The sequence below is a fragment of the Ramlibacter sp. MAHUQ-53 genome (genome assembly GCF_052600055.1).
Map to the genome: position 1 here is coordinate 51,009 of NZ_JBQWTS010000006.1, position 18,212 is coordinate 69,220.

The window sequence follows — 18,212 nt, forward strand, 5'->3', positions numbered from 1 at the left end:
AAAAAGCCCCGCTGTGCGGGGCTTTTTCATTGGGCCATCGCCAGCGCGACAAACTCATCGGGCGGGACCTCCTCCGCCCGGCGCTGCAGGTCGAAGTCGCCGGCATACCCGCGCTGCTCCAGCCACTTGCCCAGCGTGTGCCGCAGCAGCTTGCGGCGCTGGCTGAACGCCACCTGCACCAGCTCGGACAGCAGGTCCGGGTCGACCGCGGCGGGCTGCGCCCGGGGCACCATGCGCACCACCGCGCTGTCCACCTTGGGCGGCGGATCGAAGGCCTCGGGCGGCACGAAGAGGATGTCCTCCATCTCGTAACGCCACTGCAGCATGACCGACAGGCGCCCGTAGGCTGCGGTGGAGGGCCGCGCCACCATCCGGTCGATCACTTCCTTCTGGAGCATGAAGTGCTGGTCCTGCACCCGGTCGGCGAACGGCAGGAGGTGGAACAGGATGGGCGAGGAGATGTTGTACGGCAGGTTGCCGACGACGCGCAGCTTCGCGCCCAGGCGCTGCTGCAGCGCGCCGAAGTCGACCTTCAGCACGTCGCTCTCGACCACGTCGAGCTGGGGGTGGGCGCGCAGGCGCACGGCGAGGTCGCGATCGAGCTCGATGACGGTCAGCCGCCCCAGGCGCTCGACCAGGGGCTGGGTGAGGGCGGCCAGGCCGGGGCCGATCTCCACCATCGGCTCGCCCGGGCGCGGGTCGATGGCGCGCACGATGGCGTCGATGATGGCGGAGTCGGACAGGAAGTGCTGGCCGAAGCGCTTGCGCGCGATGTGCTTCACGGCAGGAGCCCTTATTGCGGCGGTTCGCGCATCTCGACCCAGGCGCGGCCGCGCACGTCCTGCGCCCAGCGCTCGTAGGTATCGTCGAGCTTCTTCTCGCGCAGCTGGGCGCGTGCGTACTCCCGCTGCTCGCGGGCGCCCAGCGCCTGCCGGCGGCGCTCGACCAGCTGCAGCAGGTGCACGCCGAAGCGCGAGACGAACGGCTCGGCGATCTGGCCGGGGTTCAGGCCGTTCATGACCTCCTCGAACTCGGGCACGAACATGCCGGGGGCCGCCCAGCCCAGGTCGCCGCCCTGGGCGGCGCTGCCGTCCTGGGAGTGCTCGCGGGCAAGCGCGGCAAAGTCGCCCTGGCCGGACTCGATCCGGCGCTTGTAATCAGCCAGGCGCGCCCGCGCGCCCGCCTCGCTGAGCGAGGCGCCCGGGCGCAGCAGGATGTGGCGGGCGCGGCTCTGGACCACGCTGAAGGCCCCGTCCTGGCGCTTCTCGAGCACCTTGAGCACGTGGAAGCCGGCACCCGAGCGCACCAGGTCGCTCACCCCGCCGGCCGGCAGGGCCGCCGCGGCCTCGAGGAACAACGACGGGTAGCGGTCCGCAGGCCGCAGGCCGAAGGCGCCGCCGCTGCGGGCGGCATCCGGCGCGTCCGAGGCCTCGCGGGCCAGCTGGGCGAAGTCCTCGCCCGCCCGGGCCCGGGCCTGCACCCGTGCGGCCTTGGCGCGCAGCGCTTCGACCTGCACCGGCGTGGCGTTCTCGGGAACGGCCACCAGGACCTGGGCCAGGTTGAGCTCGAGGGTGGACAGGTCGCCGCTGCCTTGCTGGTCGCGCAGGAACTGGTCGATCTCGGCCTCGGTGACGCGCACGCGGGCCTCGACCTCGCGGTCACGCAGCCGCGACAGCACCAGCTGCTCGCGCAGGTCCTGGCGGAAGGCGGACAGCGAGAGCCCTTCGGCCACGATGCGGCGGCGCAGCTCGGGCACGTCGATGCGGTTCTGGCGGGCGACGTTCTGCTCGGCCTGGTCGACCTGGGCATCGTCCACCTTGATGCCGCTCTCGCGCGCCAGCTGCAGCTGCGCGCGTTCGGAAATCAGGCGGTCGAGCACCTGCCGCGCCAGCTGGTCGGGCGGGGGCAGGGCGACACCCTGCTGGGCCAGTTGCTGCTGGGTGCGTGCCAGGCGGGCGCGGACCTCGCTGTTGGTGATGGGCTCGGAGTTGACGACCGCGACGATGAAATCGGCCTGACGCACCGCGCTGTCCGCCGGCTTCGCGCCGGCGCGCGGCGCCTCGGGCGTCGGTGCGGCCGGGCGCGCCGCCGCGGCGGGCGCTGGGGAGGTGCCCAGGCGCAGCTGGGCGTGGGCCGAGGAGGCCAGGCCGCCTGTGGCCGCAAGGGCGGCAAGCGCGAGGGCGCGCAGGCGGGGGGAGGCGCGTTCAGTCATGGCTTAGTCGTAGTTGGTGAAGCGGCTGGGAGCAGCCACCTGGTCGCGCAGGAACTGGTACCGGGGGATATTGTCCTTGAGCACGCCAGTCGCATTGGTGCCCAGCCGGCTGAAGCCGACGAACTCCAGCTGGAAGAGGATCCGGGTGTTGGCCGTCGGGCGGCCGGTCTGCAGGCGCTCGAGCACCACGCGGCCGATCCAGCAGCAGCCGTCGTACTCGATGCCGGCGATGGCATCGACCAGCTTGCGCTCCTTCAGGCTCATGTTGAGGCGGCCCACCCCATACCAGCGCCCGCCGCCCTGGCCGCGGCCGGGGCCGAGGTCCAGGCCGCGGTCGCCCCACAGGTCGTTGATCGGCCACTGCCAACCGATGTCCAGCTGCTCGCTCTGCCCGCGCTGCAGGCGGTAGGCGGCGTTGACGAGGCGGTAGGGCGTGGGGTTGTAGCGCGCGCCCAGGGTCACCCGTTCGGACCGGCTGGTCTTGGGGTTGTACTGGGCCGTCATGTCGGTGGTCCAGGCCGGCACCCAGTTGAGCGAGCCGCCGATGAGCAGGTCCGAGAGGCGGTCGGTCGCCGGCGTGCCGCCGGGCAGGACGACCCGCTGGTCCTCGAAGCGCAGGCGCTGGGCCAGGCCGAAGCGCGCGAGCTCGGCGCCGGTGCCCGGGTCCTGCAGCCGGCTGATCGCGCCCAGCGTCAGGAGGTTGTTGTCGGCGATGCGGTCGTGCCCGCCGAAGGTGTTCTCGCTGAAGATGGTGGCGAAGTTGAAGTCGGTCGCCGCCGAGTCGTAGTTCGGCAGGTGGTTCTGCGAGCGGAACGGGGTGTAGACATAGAACGCGCGCGGCTCCAGCGTCTGCACGAGGGCCCGGCCGAACAGGCGGGTGTCGCGCTCGAACACCAGGCCGCTGGACAGGCTGTACGTGGGCACCGTGACCTGCGCGCTCTCGGCGCCCGCGCCCGGCGCGGTGGCGGTGCTGCCCAGGGGCGCGTCGAAGCGGTACTGGCGCGCATGCAGCTGCAGGCGCGGAACCACGAACCAGCCCGGCGCCTGCCAGGGCCGGGCGAGCTGCGCCATCACGAAGCTGCGCTGGGCGTTGGGCTGGAGGGTCAGCTCGCGCACCGAGCGGAACTCGGTGAAGTCGGCCTCGACGTAGCCCGTCAGGCCGCCAGGCAGGTTGCGCTCGCGCCAGCGCCCGACCAGCTGCGGCAGCCGGTCGTAGGGCGGCACGATGGGCGCCGACACGTCCTGCAGCGTCTGCCACTTCAGCGCGCGCGCCTGCAGCGACCAGGCGCCCTGGCCCCAGGTGAACGAGCCGTCATTGGCCAGCAGGCGCTGGGTCAGCGAGGTGGTGCCGGTGAAGAAGCTGGTGCCGCGGGTGAAGTCGCGCCAGTAGTTGTCGTCGCTGACACGATTGAGCTCGAGGTTCAGGCCCATGCCCCCGGGCAGCGGCGTGCGCGTGAGGCGGTCGTTGTGCCGCAGGCTGTAGGACCAGCGGTCCTGGTCCCGCAGCGGGTCGCCGGGCAGCATGCTGGCGCGCAAGGTGCCGCGGTGGTCGGGCTCGAGGTAGCGGAACTCGCCGCCGAGGTTCAGCCCGCGCTGGGTCAGCACGGTGGGCGCAACGGTGAGGTCGCGGTTCGGCGCGATGTTCCAGTAGTAGGGCGCCGAGACCATGGTGCCGCTGACGTTGTCCATCGCCAGCGTCGGCGGCAGGAAGCCGGACTTGCGCTTGTCCGACAGCGGGAAGCTCATCGCCGGGAACGGCAGGATCGGCACGCCGAAGAAGCGCAGGCGCGCGCCGTGGGCCAGGCCGGTCTCCTCCTCGTCGTCGATCGCGATCTGGTCGGCGGTGAGCATCCAGGCCGGCGCGCCGCTGTCGCCGGGCTCGCGCCGGCAGGTGGTGTAGGAGGCCTGCCGGATGATGGCGTGCTGGTCGTCGAGGAAGTCGATGCGCGAGGCCCGGCCGTAGGCGCCATTGCGCAGGAAGCGGTAGCTCGGGTCGGTGAAGAAGCCCTGGAAGGCGTCGACCTTGATCTCAGCCTGCGTGCCCTCGTAGACATCGCCCGCGCGGTTCACGCGCACCCGGCCCTGCGCCTTGGCGAGGTCCTCGGGCTGGTGGTACTCGATGCGGTCGGCGCGCAGCACCATGTCGCCCCGGCGCAGCACGGCGTTGCCCTCGATCACGGTGTCAAGCTCGGTGCGGCCGGTGATGCGGTCTCCCTCGACGAAAGTCGGCAGCTGGCGGCGCTGCTCGGGCGGCAGCTGCTCGCGCAGCTGCGGGCTCGGGCGCAGCGCTGCGGCATCGGGCGCCTGCGCGCCCGCAGGCGCGCCATGCAGCAGGCCGGCGGCGACGAGCGCCACGGGCGTGAGGGCAAAGCGCGCGCGCCGGACCGGGTGGGAAAACGGTTGCATCAGGGCTTGGGAAGCGCCCGGCAGGAGGGCCGGCGCGCGGGTTCGGTTTGTAGAATCGATTATCCATGAGCGATCCCGCGCAGAACCCCGCTTTCCCCCCCGTCACCTGGTCGGATCCGCAACGCCACGCCGCCTTCGAGCGCTGGCTCGACACCGTGGCCGGCCCGCACGGGCTGCTGCCCGCCACGCTGCGCCCGGCCTCGGCCGACGCGAGCTTCCGCCGCTACCTGCGGCTCGACGCCGCCGACGGCAGCAGCCGCATCGTCATGGATGCGCCGCCCGACAAGGAGAACTGCCGCCCCTTCGTGCACGTGGCCGGCCTGATGGCCGACGCCGGGCTGCATGTGCCATCCATCCTCGCGTGGGACGAACCGCAGGGCTTCATGCTGCTGGACGACCTGGGCACGCAGACCATGATCGAGGTGGTGGACCGCGACAATGCGGCCGCCAACCAGAAGCTGTACCTGCGCGCGGTCGATGCCCTGGTGGCCTGGCAGCTCGCCTCGCGCCCCGGCGTGCTGCCGCCCTATGACGAGGCCCTGCTGCAGCGCGAGCTGCAGCTGTTCCCCGACTGGTATCTCACGCAGCACCGCTGCGTCACGCTGGACGAGGCGCAGCGCCGCGTGCTGGACGAGCAGTTCCGCCTGATCGTCTCGCGCAACCTGGCCGCGCCCGCCGTCTACGTGCACCGCGACTTCATGCCGCGCAACCTGATGATGCCGCGCGATCCCGCCGAGCCCCGCCTGGGCGTGCTCGACTTCCAGGACGCGGTGCATGGCCCCATCACCTACGACATCGCCAGCCTGATGCGCGATGCCTTCCTCAGCTGGGACGAGGAGTTCGTCCTCGACATCACCATCCGCTATTGGCAGAAGGCCCTCCAGGCCGGCCTGCCGGTGGACCCGGACTTCGGCGAGTTCTGGCGCGCCGTCGAGTGGATGGGCCTGCAGCGCCACCTCAAGGTGGCCGGCATCTTCGCGCGGCTGACGCTGCGGGACGGCAAGCCCAAGTACCTGGCCGACGCGCCGCGCTTCATCGCCTACATCCGCGCCACGGCCTCGCGTTACCGCGAGCTCGCGCCGCTGCTGAAGCTGGTCGACCAGGTCGAGGGCACGCAGGCCGTTTCGGGCTACGCCTTCGGCCGCGTCTGACGACCATGCCCCGGCTGCACTGCCCCGCGCCCCTGGCCGCCGGCCTGGAGCTCGCACTGCCACCCGGCGCCGCCCGCCATGCCCAGGTGCTGCGGCTGCAACCCGGCGACACCGTGACCCTGTTCAACGGCGAGGGCGGCGAGTGGGATGCCACCGTCACCCGCATGGGCCGCAGCGACGTGGAGGTGCGCGTGGACGCCCACCTCGCCCTCGAGCGCGAGGCGCCGCGCAGCGTGCGCCTGGCGCTGGGCATGCCCGCCAACGAGCGCATGGACTGGCTGGTGGAGAAGGCCGCCGAGCTCGGCGCCACCGGCATCGACCCGCTCATGACCGAACGCAGCGTGCTGCGCCTGGCCGGCGAGCGCGCAGCCAAGAAGCAGGCCCACTGGCAGGCCATCGCGGTGGCGGCGTGCGAGCAGTGCGGCCGCAACCGCGTCCCGGCGATCGCGCCGCCGCAGGACTTCACGCGCTGGTGCGCCGCGCTGCGCCACGACGGCCCGCGCCTCGTGCTCTCGCTCGACGCCGACACCCGCCCGCTGGCCCAGGCCGCGGCCGGCGGTGGCGACGTGCTGCTGCTGTCCGGCCCCGAGGGCGGGCTGTCCGCCGCCGAGGTCCAGGCCGCGAAGGCGCACGGCTTCGTGCCGGTGACCCTGGGCCCGCGCGTGCTGCGCGCGGAGACCGCGCCCCTCGCGGCCCTGGTCGCATTGACCATCGGTTTGGCATGATGGGGGCATGAACCCCCGCCTCCTGCTGCTGGCGATCTGCCAGGGCCTGTTCCTCACCAACAACGTCACCTTCATCGCGATCAACGGCCTGGTCGGCCTGTCGCTCGCGCCCGTGGCCTGGATGGCGACCCTGCCCGTCATGGGCTATGTGGTCGGCGGCGCGCTGTCCACCGCACTGGTGGCGCGCAGCCAGCGCGCGCTGGGCCGCCAGCGCGCGTTCCAGCTGGGGCTGGTGGTGGCGGGGCTGTCGGCGCTGCTGTGCGCCTATGCGGCGGTCTCGCGCAACTTCTGGCTGCTGTGCGCGGCGACCGTGGTGGCCGGCTACTACAGCGCCAACGCCAACCTGTACCGCTTCGCCGCCGCCGAACTCGCCGACAAGGCGCACCGCGAGAAGGCGGTCTCGTGGGTGATGGCCGGCGGCCTGATCGGCGCCGTGGTCGGCCCCAACCTGGCCTCGCGCACCCGCGACCTCACCGAGGTGCCCTTCACCGGCGCCTACCTCGCGCTGTCGGTGGTGGCCGTCCTCGGGCTGGCGCTGATGGCCTTCGTGCGTTTCCCGCCGGTGGCCGAGCAGGTCAGGTCGGCGAGCGGCCGGCCGCTGCGCCAGATCATGGCGCAGCCGGTGTTCATCGTCGCCGCCGTGGCCGGCGCCCTGAGCTACGGCGTGATGAACCTGCTGATGGCGGCGACGCCGCTGGCCATGGACGTGTGCGGCCTGCCCTTCTCCGACGCCGCCCTGGTGCTCGAGTGGCACGTGATCGGCATGTTCGCGCCGGGCTTCTTCACCGGCGCCCTGATCAAGCGCTTCGGCGCGCTGCGGATCATGGGCGCGGGGGTGGCGCTGAACGCGCTGTGCATCGCCATCGCCCTCATGGGCGTGGAACTGGGCCACTTCCTGGTCTCGCTGTTCGTGCTGGGCGTGGGCTGGAACTTCCTGTTCACCGGCAGCACCACGCTGTCGCTGTCGGCCTACGCGCCCGAGGAGAAGGACCGGGCCCAGGGCGCGCTGAACTTCTTCGTCTTCGCGACGATGGCGGTCACCTCGCTGTCCTCGGGCGTGCTGGTGACGACGCAGGGCTGGTCGCTCCTGAACTGGGGCTCGCTGCTGCCGGTGGCGGTGTGCGGCGCGGCCCTGGCCTGGCTGGCGGCACGCCAGCGCGGGCAGGCCACGGCGGCTCAGGCGCGCTGATCGAGCCAGGCGCGCAGCGTCGCGTACACGGGCTCGGCGTCGAGCTCGTTGAACACCTCGTGGTACAGGTCGGCGAACGCGTGGGCCGACACCAGGTCCTGCGGCGCCGCCTTGGCGAAGGCCTGGCTGCCGCGCGGGTCGACGACCGCATCGGCCGCGCCCCACAGCAGCAGCGTGGGCATCCGCCAGTGCCGCGCGCGCGCCAGCACCCGCGGCCCGGCCTCGACCAGGAAGCGCGCGAGCCGCACCGAAACCCGGTCATGCACCAGCGGGTCGGACTCGTAGGCCTCGACCACATCGGGGTCGTGTGACAGGCCCTCGGGCCGCACGCCGTTGCGCACCGTGAGGTTGGGGGCGAACCGCGGCAGCACCTTGAGCAGCAGCCGGCGCCACGGGCGCGGCCTCACGCGCAGGGCCGGCGAGGACAGCACCAGCCCGTCGATCGGCGGCTGGCGCAGGATCACGTAGCAGCAGGCCACCAGCCCGCCCAGGCTGTGCCCCAGCACGAACAGCTTCTCGCCCGGACGCAGCCGGCGCTGGGTGCTGTCCACCACGTCGGCCAGGTCCTCGATCAGCCGCAGCGTGGTGGGCACGCAGCCGCGCGCGCCGCTGGACTCGCCATGGCCGCACTGGTCATAGCCGACGACGGCGAAGCCCCACCAGGTCAGGCGCTGGGCCAGGCGCTCGTAGCGCCCGGCGTGCTCGCCCAGGCCATGCACGATCACCACGATGCCGCGCCGGCGCGTGCCCTCGGGCACGGGCCAGTGCTGCAGGGCGAGGTTGTCGCCATCCCCCGCGGTGAAGGTGGAGAGGACCGAGTCGGCGTGCTGCTGCATCGTGGCGCGCGGTCCCGGTCAGGGCATGCGCGCGATGACTTCCGCGACGGCGGCGGTCAGGCGCTTGGCATAGGGAACGTGCAGGAACTCGTTGGGGCCGTGCGCGTTGCTGCGCGGGCCGAGCACGCCGCAGACCATCATCTGCGCGGTGGGGAAACCGGCGCTGAGCATGTTCATCAGCGGGATCGTGCCGCCCTGGCCGATGTAGCCGCAGGCCGCGCCGAAGTGCGCCTGCGAGGCGTGCTGCAGGGCCTGCTCGAACCACGGCGTCATCGGCGGCGCGTTCCAGCCGGTCGCCGCGCCGCCCGGCGCGAAGGTGACGCGGGCCTGGTACGGCGCGTTGTCCTCCAGCAGGGCCTTGAGGTCCTGCGCGGCGCGCGCCGCGTCCACCAGGGGCGGCAGGCGCAGCGACAGCTTGAAGGCGGTGTAGGGCCGCAGTACGTTGCCCGCGTCCTGCAGCGAGGGCAAGCCCTCGGCGCCGGTGACCGACAGCGTGGGGATCCAGGTGCGATTCAGGAGGGCCTGCACCGGGTCGGTGGTGGTCGGCAGCGTGAAGCCGCCCGAGCCGCCGCAGTCGGCATGGGCCCAGGGGAAGCGCTTGTACAACTCGTCGCCGAGGATGGCGGCGGTGGCGCGGGCCTGCGCCAGTCGCTCGGGCGGGACCTCGCAGTGGAAGGCCTCGGGCAGCAGCCGGCCGGTGCGGCTGTCCTCCAGCCGATCGAGCACCTGGCGCATGATGCGGAAGCTCGAGGGCACGACGCCCGAGGCGTCGCCGGAGTGCACGCCCTCGGTCAGCACCTCCACCTTCAGCGTGCCGCCGGCCAGCCCGCGCAGCGAGGTGGTGAGCCACAGCTGGTCGTAGTTGCCGGCGCCCGAGTCCAGGCAGATCACCAGGCCCACGTCCCCCAGGCGCGGGCGCAGGGCATCCACGTAGGGCAGCAGGTCGTAGGAGCCGGACTCCTCGCAGGTCTCGATCAGGCCGATGATGCGCGGGTGCGGCACGTTCTGCGCCTGCAGCGCCTGCACCGCCGCGATGCTGGCGTAGACCGCGTAGCCGTCGTCGGCGCCGCCGCGGCCATAGAGCTTGCCGTCCTCGTACTTCGGCGTCCACGGGCCGAGGTCGTTGCGCCAGCCGGTGAACTCGGGCTGCTTGTCCAGGTGGCCGTACATGACCACGGTCTGGGCGCCCTCGGCGGCGGGCCGGGTCGACGCGATCTCGAAGAACAGCACCGGGGTGCGGCCCTCCAGGCGCACGATCTCCAGCGTCAGCCCCTGCACCTTCTGGGCCTCGACCCAGGCCGCGGCGTTGCGCACCACCGCCTCGATGTGGCCGTGGGCGGCCCACTCGGGATCGAAGCCCGGCGACTTGGCGGGGATGGCGATGTAGTCGGTGAGCTGGCGGACGATGTCCGCATCCCACTGCCGGCTCACCTGGTCCAGGGCCCGGGCGGCGTCCAGCGTGGCCGCGGGCATTTCACGATGCAGGGGGGCATTCATGCCCGCCACTGTACGCGCTCAAGGATGGGCACGCCAAGGTGAGCGGGGCGCGCCTTCCCGTAGGACGCACCCGGCAGGTCCTGCCGACAACCGCCCGCACGCGCCGGCCGGTCCGGGGCCGTGCAATGGCCGCGCCATGCTGGACCTGCAACTGTCCTGGTGGGAATTCGCGCTGCGCGCGGCCGTGGTGTACGCCTCGCTGCTGCTGCTGGTGCGGCTCACCGGCAAGCGCACGGTGGGACAGTTCACGCCCTTCGACCTGCTGGTGGTGATGCTGCTGTCCGAGGCGGTGAGCAACTCGCTGTCGGGCGGGGACGACTCGCTGCTCGGCGGCCTCATCGCCGCGGCCACGCTGGTGGGGCTGGACATGGCGCTGGCGGTGGCCGCCTCGCGCAGCCGCCGTGTCGACGCGGTGGTGCAGGGCCGCCCGGTCCTGGTGGGGCGCGACGGCGAGATCTACCGGGAGGTGCTGCGGCGCGAGCGCGTGCCGGAGAGCGACGTGGAGCGTGCGCTGCGGGCCGCGGGCTGCACGCTGGCGGACATGCGCCTGGCCGTCCTCGAGGCCGACGGGAACATCAGCATCGTGCGGCGCTGAAGCCCCCGGTCACCCGCCGTCGCTCAGTCGACGGTGACGCGGAAGGTTCCGTCCTCACGACGCTGCCGGGCCACGCCGGTGAGCAGGGCCAGGGCGTTCAGGCAGACCTCGTCGTCGGCCACCAGCAGCATGTGCATGGCGGTGGTGGCGACCAGGCGGCCCGACTCCGGGTGCAGCCCGAAGGTCACGCCGGGATGGGTGCGGCACAGGTTCATCTCCATCGCCGCGCGCAGCGTGGACTCGCGGGCCCACGGCAGGGGCAGGCCGATGTCGCAGAAGAACTCGAGCGAGTCGGTCTCGGGATTCAGGCGCATGACCACGGTGGACTCGCCCACCAGGAAGCCCCCGGTGCGCAGTGCCTCGCGTGCCGGCTCGCCCTCGCCGACGACCTGGGCCACGACCCGGGGCAGCAGGAGATTGAAGCGGTCCTCGGAGGAGCCCGCGGACGCGCAGGCGGGTCCGCCAGGCAGGTCTTCAGGGGTGGGGCCGGCCTCGGCGGCGGGATGGAGGTGGGGCTGCATGGGGCTCCTCGACGGCGTGGCGGTCGGGGAACGAGTATAGGAAAGATGACAGAAAAATCATCCGACCTACTACTTAGGAAATCTTTTTCATCCACCCCAACCCGGCGGAGGTGCCACCCGGCACGGCGCCGCGCTGCGGCCGGTACTCGCAACCCACCCACCCCTGCCAGCCGCAGGCGGCGGCAGTCTCGTCGATCACCTCGAACAGGTAGGGGTAGTTCAGCTCGCCCAGGTCCGGCTCGTGGCGCTGCGGCACGCCGGCAACCTGGAAGTGGCCGACCCGGCCCGTGGGCAGGTAGCGGCGGATCTTGGCCGCCAGGTCACCCTCGACGATCTGGCAGTGGTACAGGTCCATCTGCACCTGGACGTTGTCCGCGCCGATCTCCTCGAGCAGTTCATGCGCGTGGTCCTGGCGATTGAGGAAGAAGCCGGGCATGTCGCGGGTGTTGATCGGCTCGATCATCAGCCGAACCCCGGCCCGGGCCGCCTCGGCGGCCGCGGCGCGCAGGTTGGCCACGTAGGTGCCGCGCACGGACTCGCGGGTGTGGCCGGGGGGCAGCAGGCCCGCCATCACGTGCAGCCGGGGGCAATCGAGCACCTGGGCGTACCGCAGCGCGCGGCCCAGGCCCTCGCGGAATTCGGCCTCGCGGCCGGGAATGCAGGCCATGCCGCGCTCGCCGCCGTCCCAGTCGCCCGGCGGCAGGTTGAACAGCACCTGCTGCAGGCCGTGGGCGCGCAGGCGCGCCACGACCTCGGCGGGGTCGTGGGCATAGGGAAAGAGGAACTCGACGCCCTCGAAGCCGTCGCGCGCGGCGGCCTCGAAGCGGTCCAGGAAGTCCAGCTCCGGATAGAGCATGGAGAGGTTGGCGGCGAAACGGGGCATGGCCCCGGAGCATAGCGGGTGGCTCAGGCCAGTCCGGCCAGGCGCAGGGCCAGGCCCGCGGCGCCGCAGGCCCCGATCACCGGGATCACGCCCCAGCGCAGGCGCAGCAGCGCGAACAGGGCCAGCCCCATGAGCGCCAGGGCCGCGGGCGCGGGTCCCGCCGGCGTCCACGCCACATGGCCGATGAAGAACAGGCCGAGGCTGGCGATCACCCCCACCACCGCGCAGGTGATGGCAGCGAGCGGCGCGGTCACATGGAGCTGGCCGTGGGTGGACTCCACCAGCGGGCCGCCTGCCAGGATGAAGAGGAAGGAGGGCAGGAAGGTGAACCAGGTGACCACGCAGGCGGCCAGTGCGGCGCCGAGGAACAGGGCGTCGGGCCCCAGGACCTGCCGGGCCCAGCCGCCGACGAAGCCGACGAAGGCCACCACCATGATCAGCGGGCCGGGCGTGGTCTCGCCCAGGGCCAGGCCATCGATCATCTGCGCGCCGGTGAGCCACTGGAAATGCTCCACGGCGCCCTGGTAGACGTAGGGCAGGACCGCGTAGGCGCCGCCGAAGGTGAGCAGGGCCGCCTTGGTGAAGAACCATCCCATCTGCGCCAGCGTGCCGTGCCAGCCCTGGAAGGCCACGAGGGCGGCCATGGGCAGGCTCCACAGGGCGGCACCCGCCAGCACCACACGCAGCAGGCGCGCGCGCGAGAAGCGGGCATGGGGCGGGGTGGGGGTGTCGTCGTCGATCACGGCCGGGCCCCAGTCCTTGGCGGCGGGCCCGTGGCCGGCGCTGGCGAACTGCGCGGGCCAGCGCCGGGCGCCCAGCCAGCCCGTGAGGGCGGCGGCGCCGACCACCGCGGGGAACGGCACGTCGAGCGCCGCGATGGCGACGAAGCTGCCCAGGGCGATGGCCCAGGGCAGGGGCGCGACGCGCGGGCTGCGCAGCGTGCGGCTGCCGATGCGCCAGACCGCCTGCAGCACGATGGCCGCGACGGCGGGCTTGATGCCGGCGAAGACCCCGGCCACCGCGGGCAGGTGCCCGAAAGCGACGTAAACCCAGCTCAGGGCGATGAGGAGCGCCAGGGACGGCAGGACGAACAGCGCGCCGGCCACCACGCCGCCCCAGGTGCGGTGCATCAGCCAGCCCAGGTAGGTGGCCAGCTGCTGCGCCTCGGGGCCGGGCAGCAGCATGCAGTAGTTGAGGGCGTGGAGGAAGCGGCGGTCGGAGATCCAGCGCCGGCGCTCCACCAGCTCGCGGTGCATGATGGCGATCTGCCCCGCCGGGCCGCCGAAGCTGATGCACCCCAGCTTCAGCCAGAAGCGCAGCGCCTCGCCGAAGGGGACGCTGTCCCGTGCCGGCGCGGTGTCAGCCACGCTCGAAGCGAAAGACGGCGGTGGCCGCCCGGGCATTGGGCAGGAAGCGCACCTCCTCGCCCTCCTGCAGGCCGAAGGCGTCGAGGATGGCCAGGCGGTTCTTGGTCGCCAGCACCTCGAAATCCTTGAAGGTTCCGACGCGGATGTTGGGCGTGTCGTACCACTGGTACGGCAGGCGCTTGGTCACCGGCATGCGCCCGCGCAGCACGGCCAGGCGGTTGGGCCAGTGCGCGAAGTTGGGGAAGGCGACGATGCCCTGGCGGCCCACGCGGGCGGTCTCGACCAGCATGGTCTCGGTGTTGCGCAGGTGCTGGAGGGTGTCGATCTGCAGGACGACGTCAAAGCTGTCGTCGTCGAACATGGCCAGGCCCTCATCCAGATTGAGCTGGATCACGTTGACGCCGCGCTTGGCGCAGGCCAGCACGTTGGCGTCGGACAGCTCCACGCCGTAGCCGGTGCAGCGGCGCTCGCGCATCAGCAGCTCGAGCAGGGCGCCGTCGCCGCAGCCCAGGTCCAGCACGCGCGAGCCCTCGGGGACCATGCGCGCGATCGCCTGCATCAGGGTGCGGTCGGTCATCGGGCCACCTCGCTGGCAATGCGCTCGAACCAGGCCCGCACCACGGCGAGGTAGCGTGGGTCGTCGAGCAGGAAGGCGTCATGGCCGTGGGGGGCGTCGATCTCGGCGTAGCTCACGTCGCGGCGGTTGTCCAGGAGCGCCTTGACGATCTCGCGGCTGCGGGCGGGCGAGAAGCGCCAGTCGGTGGTGAAGCTCACGAGCAGGAACCGGGCCGCGGCCTGCGCCAGCGCCTTGGCCAGCGAGCCGCCGTGGCGGCGCGCCGGGTCGAAGTAGTCGAGGGCGCGGGTGATCAGCAAATAGGTGTTGGCGTCGAAGTACTCGCTGAACTTGTCGCCCTGGTAACGCAGGTAGCTCTCGATCTGGAACTCGACGTCCTGCGTGGTGTAGTGGTAGGCCTCGCGCCCGGCGGCGCCGACGGCGCTGCGCAGCTCGCGGCCGAACTTCTCGTTCATCACGTCGTCCGAGAGGTACGTGATGTGGCCGATCATGCGGGCGATGCGCAGGCCCCGCTTGGGCACCACGCCGTGGGCGTAGAAGTGGCCGCCGTGGAAATCGGGGTCCGTCACGATGGCGCGGCGGGCCACCTCGTTGAAGGCGATGTTCTCGGCGTTCAGGTTGGGCGCGCTGGCGATCACGGCGGCATGGCGCACGCGATCCGGGTACTGCAGCGTCCAGGACAGCGCCTGCATGCCGCCCAGGCTGCCGCCCATGACGACGGCCAGCTGCTGGATGCCGAGCGCATCGAGCAGGCGGGCCTGCGCGTTGACCCAGTCCTCCACGGTCACCACCGGGAAGTCGGCGCCGTAGATGCGGCCGGTGTCCGGGTTCACGTGCATGGGGCCGGTGGAGCCGAAACACGAGCCGAGGTTGTTGATGCCGATGACGAAGAAGCGGTCGGTGTCGACCGGCTTGCCGGGGCCGATCATGTTGTCCCACCAGCCCTCGGACTTGTCCTGGCCTTCATACACGCCGGCGACGTGGTGCGAGGCGTTGAGCGCGTGGCAGATCAGGACGGCGTTGCTGCGGTCGGCGTTGAGCGTGCCGTAGGTCTCGTAGGCGAGGTCGTAGGCGCGGAGGCTGGCGCCGCTTTGCAGCGTCAGCGGCGCCTCGAAATGCATGGATTGCGCTCGTGCGAGCAGGGAAGTCATCGTCGTCTTTAGCGGTACTTGTTGAAGCGCCCGCAAGCGGAGGCAAATCGGCGCTGTTGGCGGGCAGTATAGCGTCGGGCCTGCGGCCCCGCGGAACGGCACCGCGCGTCGCTCACTCCGGCACGAGGGCGAGGGTGCGGGCCTCGAGCAGCAGGCCCACCACCTGCACCAGCATTTGCACGGTGGCGATGCAGGCCTCCTCGCCGGCCACCAGGACGTCATGCACCGCCAGCGTGGCCACCACCCGACCCGAGGCGGGGTGCACGCCGAAGGTGATGCCAGGGTAGGCGCGGCACAGGTTCATCTCGAGCAGGGTGCGGTAGGTCTCCTGCAAGGCATGGGGCTCGGGCAGGCCGACGTCGCAGAAATACTCGATGTGGTCGTTCTCTTGATGCAGCCGCACGACGACGGTGCGCCCTTCCAACGCGAAGCCACCGCTGGCCAGGGCCTCGTGTACGGCCCCTTCGCCGGCCAGCCGGGCCACCACCGCGGGGAACATGGCGTCGAAGCGCTCGCGGGAGGTGCGCGCCACCTCCCCGGTGATCGAGGCCATCTCGTCGGCAATGGCCTCGGCCTGCGCGAGGTGGGCAGGGTCCATCCCCGCCAGCAGGTCGGCGACATCGGGCGCGGTCATTCCAGGTCTCCCGGGTCGGCCTGGGGCACCTGCCGCAGGGCCGGCCGGCCCGGCACGGGCGGAGCGACCTGCTCGGCCGGCGCGGGGGGCGCGTAGCGCCTGAGCGTGGCGTTGCGCTCGTCCGCGATGCGCCTGGCATCGGCCCGCTCGCCGGTGATGCCCCGGGTCTGGCGCGCTGCATAGGCGGACAGCAGGACCCAGAAGCCCCACGTGAGGAGCATCGAGTCGGCAACGAGCTGGCCCTTCCAGGCCTCGTCCGGATCCCTGTCGACGCGGGGCGCAAGGTAGGAGCGGGCCAGGAACAGCCCCATCACGCACACGAAACGGACGACACCGCGCGCCCACACGCTGGACCGGGGCAGCACCTGCCGCAGCTGGGTGCCCGTCGACACGAGCTCGTCGTCGCCCTGGGGGCGCACGATGCCGGCGATGCCACCCGCCACATCCCGGCCGATGTACCGGACGACCGCCGTTCCCCTCGGCCCGTCGAGGTAACGCGCAGTCCCCATCAGGAGCTCCGGGTCGGCGCCATCGACCCAGGGCATGTCGACCTTGTCCAGCATCCAGGGGACGCCGAAGGAGAACAGGCTCACCCCGAGGCTGGCGAGCGTACCGTTGGCCCAGACACGGAAGCTGCCACGCGCCAGCTCCTGCTGCACGGGATCGGCGTCATTGATTTCCAACGACGCGTAGTAGAGGGTGGCGGCAAACGGCAGGAACTCGAGCCCGTGAACGACGACTCCCCTCAAGTGGTCGGTGTACGGCACCACCTGCAAGGCGCCTGCCTTTTCCTTGACGGTGATCTCGCGCGTGAAGCGGCGCCCCATGCCGCCGGCTCGCACGGCCGCTTCGCCGGCGGCGCCGCCGGCCGCCACGATGGTGGAGAGCCCGAGCAGGCTGCCCATCGCGTTCGCGGCCCGCCGCTTCAGGCGGACACCGGCAGCAGACGCTGCACCGAAGCCGGGCCAGTAGATGGCCTCCACCAAGGTCCCGAGGCGGAAGAGGTCACGCCGCAGGGCCTCGGATATCGCGCCCGTCAGGAGCTTGAGGTCCTGGCGCCGCTCGATCCACACGCTCAGGGTGCGCACGATGCGGGCCGGGTTGAGCTTGCGCTCGTCGGCCGTGGTCGCACGCTTGTACTGGCGGTACAGGAGGTCGAGCTGCTGGGCGGGCAAGGGGGACGGGTTTTCCGGCGATGCGCGGGCGGCCGCTGCAGCCAGCGTGAACAGCGCCTCGAGGCTGTCGATCAGGGCATGGTCACCGGGAATCCGCTCCTTGCCACTCAACTCATCGCGCAGCAACTGGCCGGGACGGCCTTGCCAGGTGGCGCACAGCGCCTGCCAGCGGGCCGCCGGTGAGACGACGCCGGGGACGGGCGCCTCGATGTCCACCGCCACGTCACCCTCATCCTCGACCAGGAGGTCCACCTCGTCCGCCGGGTCGGCCGGCAGCAGCGGCGGCGGGGGCGGCAGATCGACAGCGTCCACCCGCTCGGCAGGCGGCAGGCCCAGGCCCGTGTCCTGCGGGGCGGGACGTCGCCCGGGTGGCGCGTCCTGCCTCTGAGCCACGGGCACGGGCGCGTGGACCACGAGCTCGAGCGGAGTCTCGGTCGGCACGCCTTGCGGCCGCCGGGCGGCACCCTCACCGGCGGGGCGAGGAGGCGGGGGCACCGGAAACTCCTCCAGGAGAACCCGGGCCAGGGCCCGGGCGGCGGGCTCGGGCCCCGGGACCTGCCGGCGCTCGGTGAGCTCCTGCTCGGTGAACAGGCGCACATCCGGATCAGTGGGGGGGGCCGTCACCTCGGGCTGGGCGGCCGCCGCATTGAACTGCGCGGACAGGTTGACCCCGGTGCCGTGTAACGGGCGACGAGCATCCGCCGGCGGCAGGCCCGGACCTTCGCTGCGGGGACGGGCATCCGCAGAACGGGGTACCCGCTGGGTCCTGCTTCGACCGGAGTCCGTGGCCTGGCTCGAACCGGTAGCGGACTGGCGCTGGACGGTGTGCCATCGGGCAACGCCGCCTCGGCTGGAGGCACTCGAGGCGTGGCCACCGGTGGAACGCGAAGCGCCCGGTATGCCAGGACGGCTGACCGTGCCCTGCATGAAATGGGAGAGGGCGCCGTCCACGGGCGCGACGTTCGACGGATGCAGGGTCGGGCCCGCGACGCCGCGGCCGGCGGGTGTGCTGTCCCGCTTCGATTCCGGCCTGCCAACGGTCTGGCCGTTGCTGGACGGCGTGAGCTTGGCGTCACTGCGCATGAAAGGCTCCTTGGGATTTCTCGGGGGCTGCAAAAAGGCAGCCGCATGAGTCATTCCGACCCCGTTGGAGTTCCACTCGCCCGATCGACCATAATGCGGGAAGCCGCTGCCCCGGCAGCGGCTTCCTGCGGTGATTGGTCTGTATCGCGTCTTGAATGCAGTCTTGACGAGTTTGTGATAGCGCTCCCGGCTCCATCGCGTGTATGCATTGCT

At 72.0% G+C, this 18,212-nt stretch carries 16 protein-coding genes; 4 read left to right on the forward strand and 12 right to left on the reverse strand.

Going from position 1 to position 18,212, the window contains the following annotated elements; genetic code table 11:
- Positions 1-26: 26 nt before the first annotated feature.
- The 3 genes from rsmA to ACT80S_RS10670 are packed head-to-tail and all read right to left on the reverse strand — an operon-like array spanning position 27 to position 4,618.
- Positions 27-782 (reverse strand): 16S rRNA (adenine(1518)-N(6)/adenine(1519)-N(6))-dimethyltransferase RsmA, encoded by a 756-nt coding sequence (gene rsmA, locus ACT80S_RS10660; RefSeq protein ID WP_377415610.1) that lies wholly within the window; start codon positions 780-782, stop codon positions 27-29.
- An 11-nt stretch (positions 783-793) separates the two neighbouring features.
- Entirely contained in the window at positions 794-2,212 is a 1,419-nt protein-coding gene (locus tag ACT80S_RS10665) for a peptidylprolyl isomerase (RefSeq protein ID WP_377415611.1), read from the reverse strand.
- 3 nt (positions 2,213-2,215) lie between these two features.
- Positions 2,216-4,618: an LPS-assembly protein LptD gene (locus ACT80S_RS10670; protein ID WP_377415612.1), complete on the reverse strand. Its 2,403-nt coding sequence runs from the start codon at positions 4,616-4,618 to the stop codon at positions 2,216-2,218.
- A 65-nt stretch (positions 4,619-4,683) separates the two neighbouring features.
- On the opposite strand from ACT80S_RS10670, the gene ACT80S_RS10675 reads away from it, so the two are divergent.
- From ACT80S_RS10675 to ACT80S_RS10685, 3 genes are read left to right on the forward strand one after another with little or no spacing between them, the layout of a single operon-like run.
- Positions 4,684-5,769, forward strand: a complete 1,086-nt coding sequence (locus tag ACT80S_RS10675; protein ID WP_377415613.1) for an aminoglycoside phosphotransferase family protein — start codon at positions 4,684-4,686, stop codon at positions 5,767-5,769.
- 5 nt (positions 5,770-5,774) lie between these two features.
- On the forward strand, positions 5,775-6,494 hold the full coding sequence (locus tag ACT80S_RS10680) for a 16S rRNA (uracil(1498)-N(3))-methyltransferase (protein ID WP_377415614.1): 720 nt from the start codon (positions 5,775-5,777) through the stop codon (positions 6,492-6,494).
- Positions 6,495-6,501: 7 nt separating this feature from the next.
- Positions 6,502-7,683: an MFS transporter gene (locus ACT80S_RS10685; protein WP_377415615.1), complete on the forward strand. Its 1,182-nt coding sequence runs from the start codon at positions 6,502-6,504 to the stop codon at positions 7,681-7,683.
- On the opposite strand, the gene ACT80S_RS10690 is transcribed toward ACT80S_RS10685, so the two are convergent.
- Together ACT80S_RS10690 and ACT80S_RS10695 are read right to left on the reverse strand one after the other, a co-directional pair.
- Positions 7,671-8,519 carry an alpha/beta hydrolase gene (locus ACT80S_RS10690; RefSeq protein ID WP_377415616.1) on the reverse strand — a complete coding sequence of 283 codons (849 nt, stop codon included), beginning with the start codon at positions 8,517-8,519 and terminating at the stop codon, positions 7,671-7,673. The genes ACT80S_RS10685 and ACT80S_RS10690 overlap by 13 nt on opposite strands.
- An 18-nt stretch (positions 8,520-8,537) precedes the next feature.
- Positions 8,538-10,016, reverse strand: a complete 1,479-nt coding sequence (locus ACT80S_RS10695; protein WP_377415617.1) for a M20 family metallopeptidase — start codon at positions 10,014-10,016, stop codon at positions 8,538-8,540.
- A gap of 136 nt (positions 10,017-10,152) precedes the next feature.
- Between ACT80S_RS10695 and ACT80S_RS10700 the strand changes: the two genes are divergently transcribed.
- Complete coding sequence (locus ACT80S_RS10700; protein WP_377415618.1) at positions 10,153-10,611, forward strand: DUF421 domain-containing protein; 459 nt, start codon at positions 10,153-10,155, stop codon at positions 10,609-10,611.
- Between the two features lie 23 nt (positions 10,612-10,634).
- Here ACT80S_RS10700 and ACT80S_RS10705 read toward each other — a convergent pair whose 3' ends face one another.
- The 7 genes from ACT80S_RS10705 to ACT80S_RS10735 form a co-directional block, all read right to left on the reverse strand.
- Positions 10,635-11,132, reverse strand: coding sequence for a type III secretion system chaperone (locus ACT80S_RS10705; protein ID WP_377415619.1), 498 nt, complete (start codon positions 11,130-11,132; stop codon positions 10,635-10,637).
- Between the two features lie 73 nt (positions 11,133-11,205).
- Positions 11,206-12,015 carry a 2-oxo-tetronate isomerase gene (gene otnI / locus ACT80S_RS10710; RefSeq protein ID WP_377415620.1) on the reverse strand — a complete coding sequence of 270 codons (810 nt, stop codon included), beginning with the start codon at positions 12,013-12,015 and terminating at the stop codon, positions 11,206-11,208.
- Between the two features lie 23 nt (positions 12,016-12,038).
- Positions 12,039-13,418 (reverse strand): chromate efflux transporter, encoded by a 1,380-nt coding sequence (gene chrA / locus ACT80S_RS10715; RefSeq protein WP_377415621.1) that lies wholly within the window; start codon positions 13,416-13,418, stop codon positions 12,039-12,041.
- Positions 13,375-13,959 (reverse strand): methionine biosynthesis protein MetW, encoded by a 585-nt coding sequence (metW, locus tag ACT80S_RS10720; protein WP_377415622.1) that lies wholly within the window; start codon positions 13,957-13,959, stop codon positions 13,375-13,377. The genes chrA and metW overlap by 44 nt, the downstream gene beginning before the upstream one ends.
- The gene (gene metX / locus ACT80S_RS10725; RefSeq protein WP_377415623.1) at positions 13,956-15,107 is read right to left on the reverse strand and encodes a homoserine O-succinyltransferase MetX; all 1,152 of its coding nucleotides are present in this window, start codon (positions 15,105-15,107) and stop codon (positions 13,956-13,958) included. Before metX ends, metW begins: the two co-directional genes overlap by 4 nt.
- Positions 15,108-15,219: 112 nt before the next feature.
- Positions 15,220-15,741, reverse strand: a complete 522-nt coding sequence (locus ACT80S_RS10730) for a hypothetical protein (protein ID WP_377415624.1) — start codon at positions 15,739-15,741, stop codon at positions 15,220-15,222.
- Positions 15,738-17,999: a hypothetical protein gene (locus ACT80S_RS10735; RefSeq protein WP_377415625.1), complete on the reverse strand. Its 2,262-nt coding sequence runs from the start codon at positions 17,997-17,999 to the stop codon at positions 15,738-15,740. Before ACT80S_RS10735 ends, ACT80S_RS10730 begins: the two co-directional genes overlap by 4 nt.
- Positions 18,000-18,212 lie beyond the last annotated feature (213 nt).

Coding starts and splice junctions, on each gene's coding strand:
- ACT80S_RS10665 (WP_377415611.1), bottom strand. CDS start 2,212: ATGACTGAACGCGCCTCCCCCCGCCTGCGCGCCCTCGCGCTTGCCGCC.
- ACT80S_RS10670 (WP_377415612.1), bottom strand. CDS start 4,618: ATGCAACCGTTTTCCCACCCGGTCCGGCGCGCGCGCTTTGCCCTCACG.
- ACT80S_RS10675 (WP_377415613.1), top strand. CDS start 4,684: ATGAGCGATCCCGCGCAGAACCCCGCTTTCCCCCCCGTCACCTGGTCG.
- ACT80S_RS10680 (WP_377415614.1), top strand. CDS start 5,775: ATGCCCCGGCTGCACTGCCCCGCGCCCCTGGCCGCCGGCCTGGAGCTC.
- ACT80S_RS10685 (WP_377415615.1), top strand. CDS start 6,502: ATGAACCCCCGCCTCCTGCTGCTGGCGATCTGCCAGGGCCTGTTCCTC.
- ACT80S_RS10690 (WP_377415616.1), bottom strand. CDS start 8,519: ATGCAGCAGCACGCCGACTCGGTCCTCTCCACCTTCACCGCGGGGGAT.
- ACT80S_RS10695 (WP_377415617.1), bottom strand. CDS start 10,016: ATGAATGCCCCCCTGCATCGTGAAATGCCCGCGGCCACGCTGGACGCC.
- ACT80S_RS10700 (WP_377415618.1), top strand. CDS start 10,153: ATGCTGGACCTGCAACTGTCCTGGTGGGAATTCGCGCTGCGCGCGGCC.
- ACT80S_RS10705 (WP_377415619.1), bottom strand. CDS start 11,132: ATGCAGCCCCACCTCCATCCCGCCGCCGAGGCCGGCCCCACCCCTGAA.
- otnI (WP_377415620.1), bottom strand. CDS start 12,015: ATGCCCCGTTTCGCCGCCAACCTCTCCATGCTCTATCCGGAGCTGGAC.
- chrA (WP_377415621.1), bottom strand. CDS start 13,418: ATGCCCGGGCGGCCACCGCCGTCTTTCGCTTCGAGCGTGGCTGACACC.
- metW (WP_377415622.1), bottom strand. CDS start 13,959: ATGACCGACCGCACCCTGATGCAGGCGATCGCGCGCATGGTCCCCGAG.
- metX (WP_377415623.1), bottom strand. CDS start 15,107: ATGACTTCCCTGCTCGCACGAGCGCAATCCATGCATTTCGAGGCGCCG.
- ACT80S_RS10730 (WP_377415624.1), bottom strand. CDS start 15,741: ATGACCGCGCCCGATGTCGCCGACCTGCTGGCGGGGATGGACCCTGCC.
- ACT80S_RS10735 (WP_377415625.1), bottom strand. CDS start 17,999: ATGCGCAGTGACGCCAAGCTCACGCCGTCCAGCAACGGCCAGACCGTT.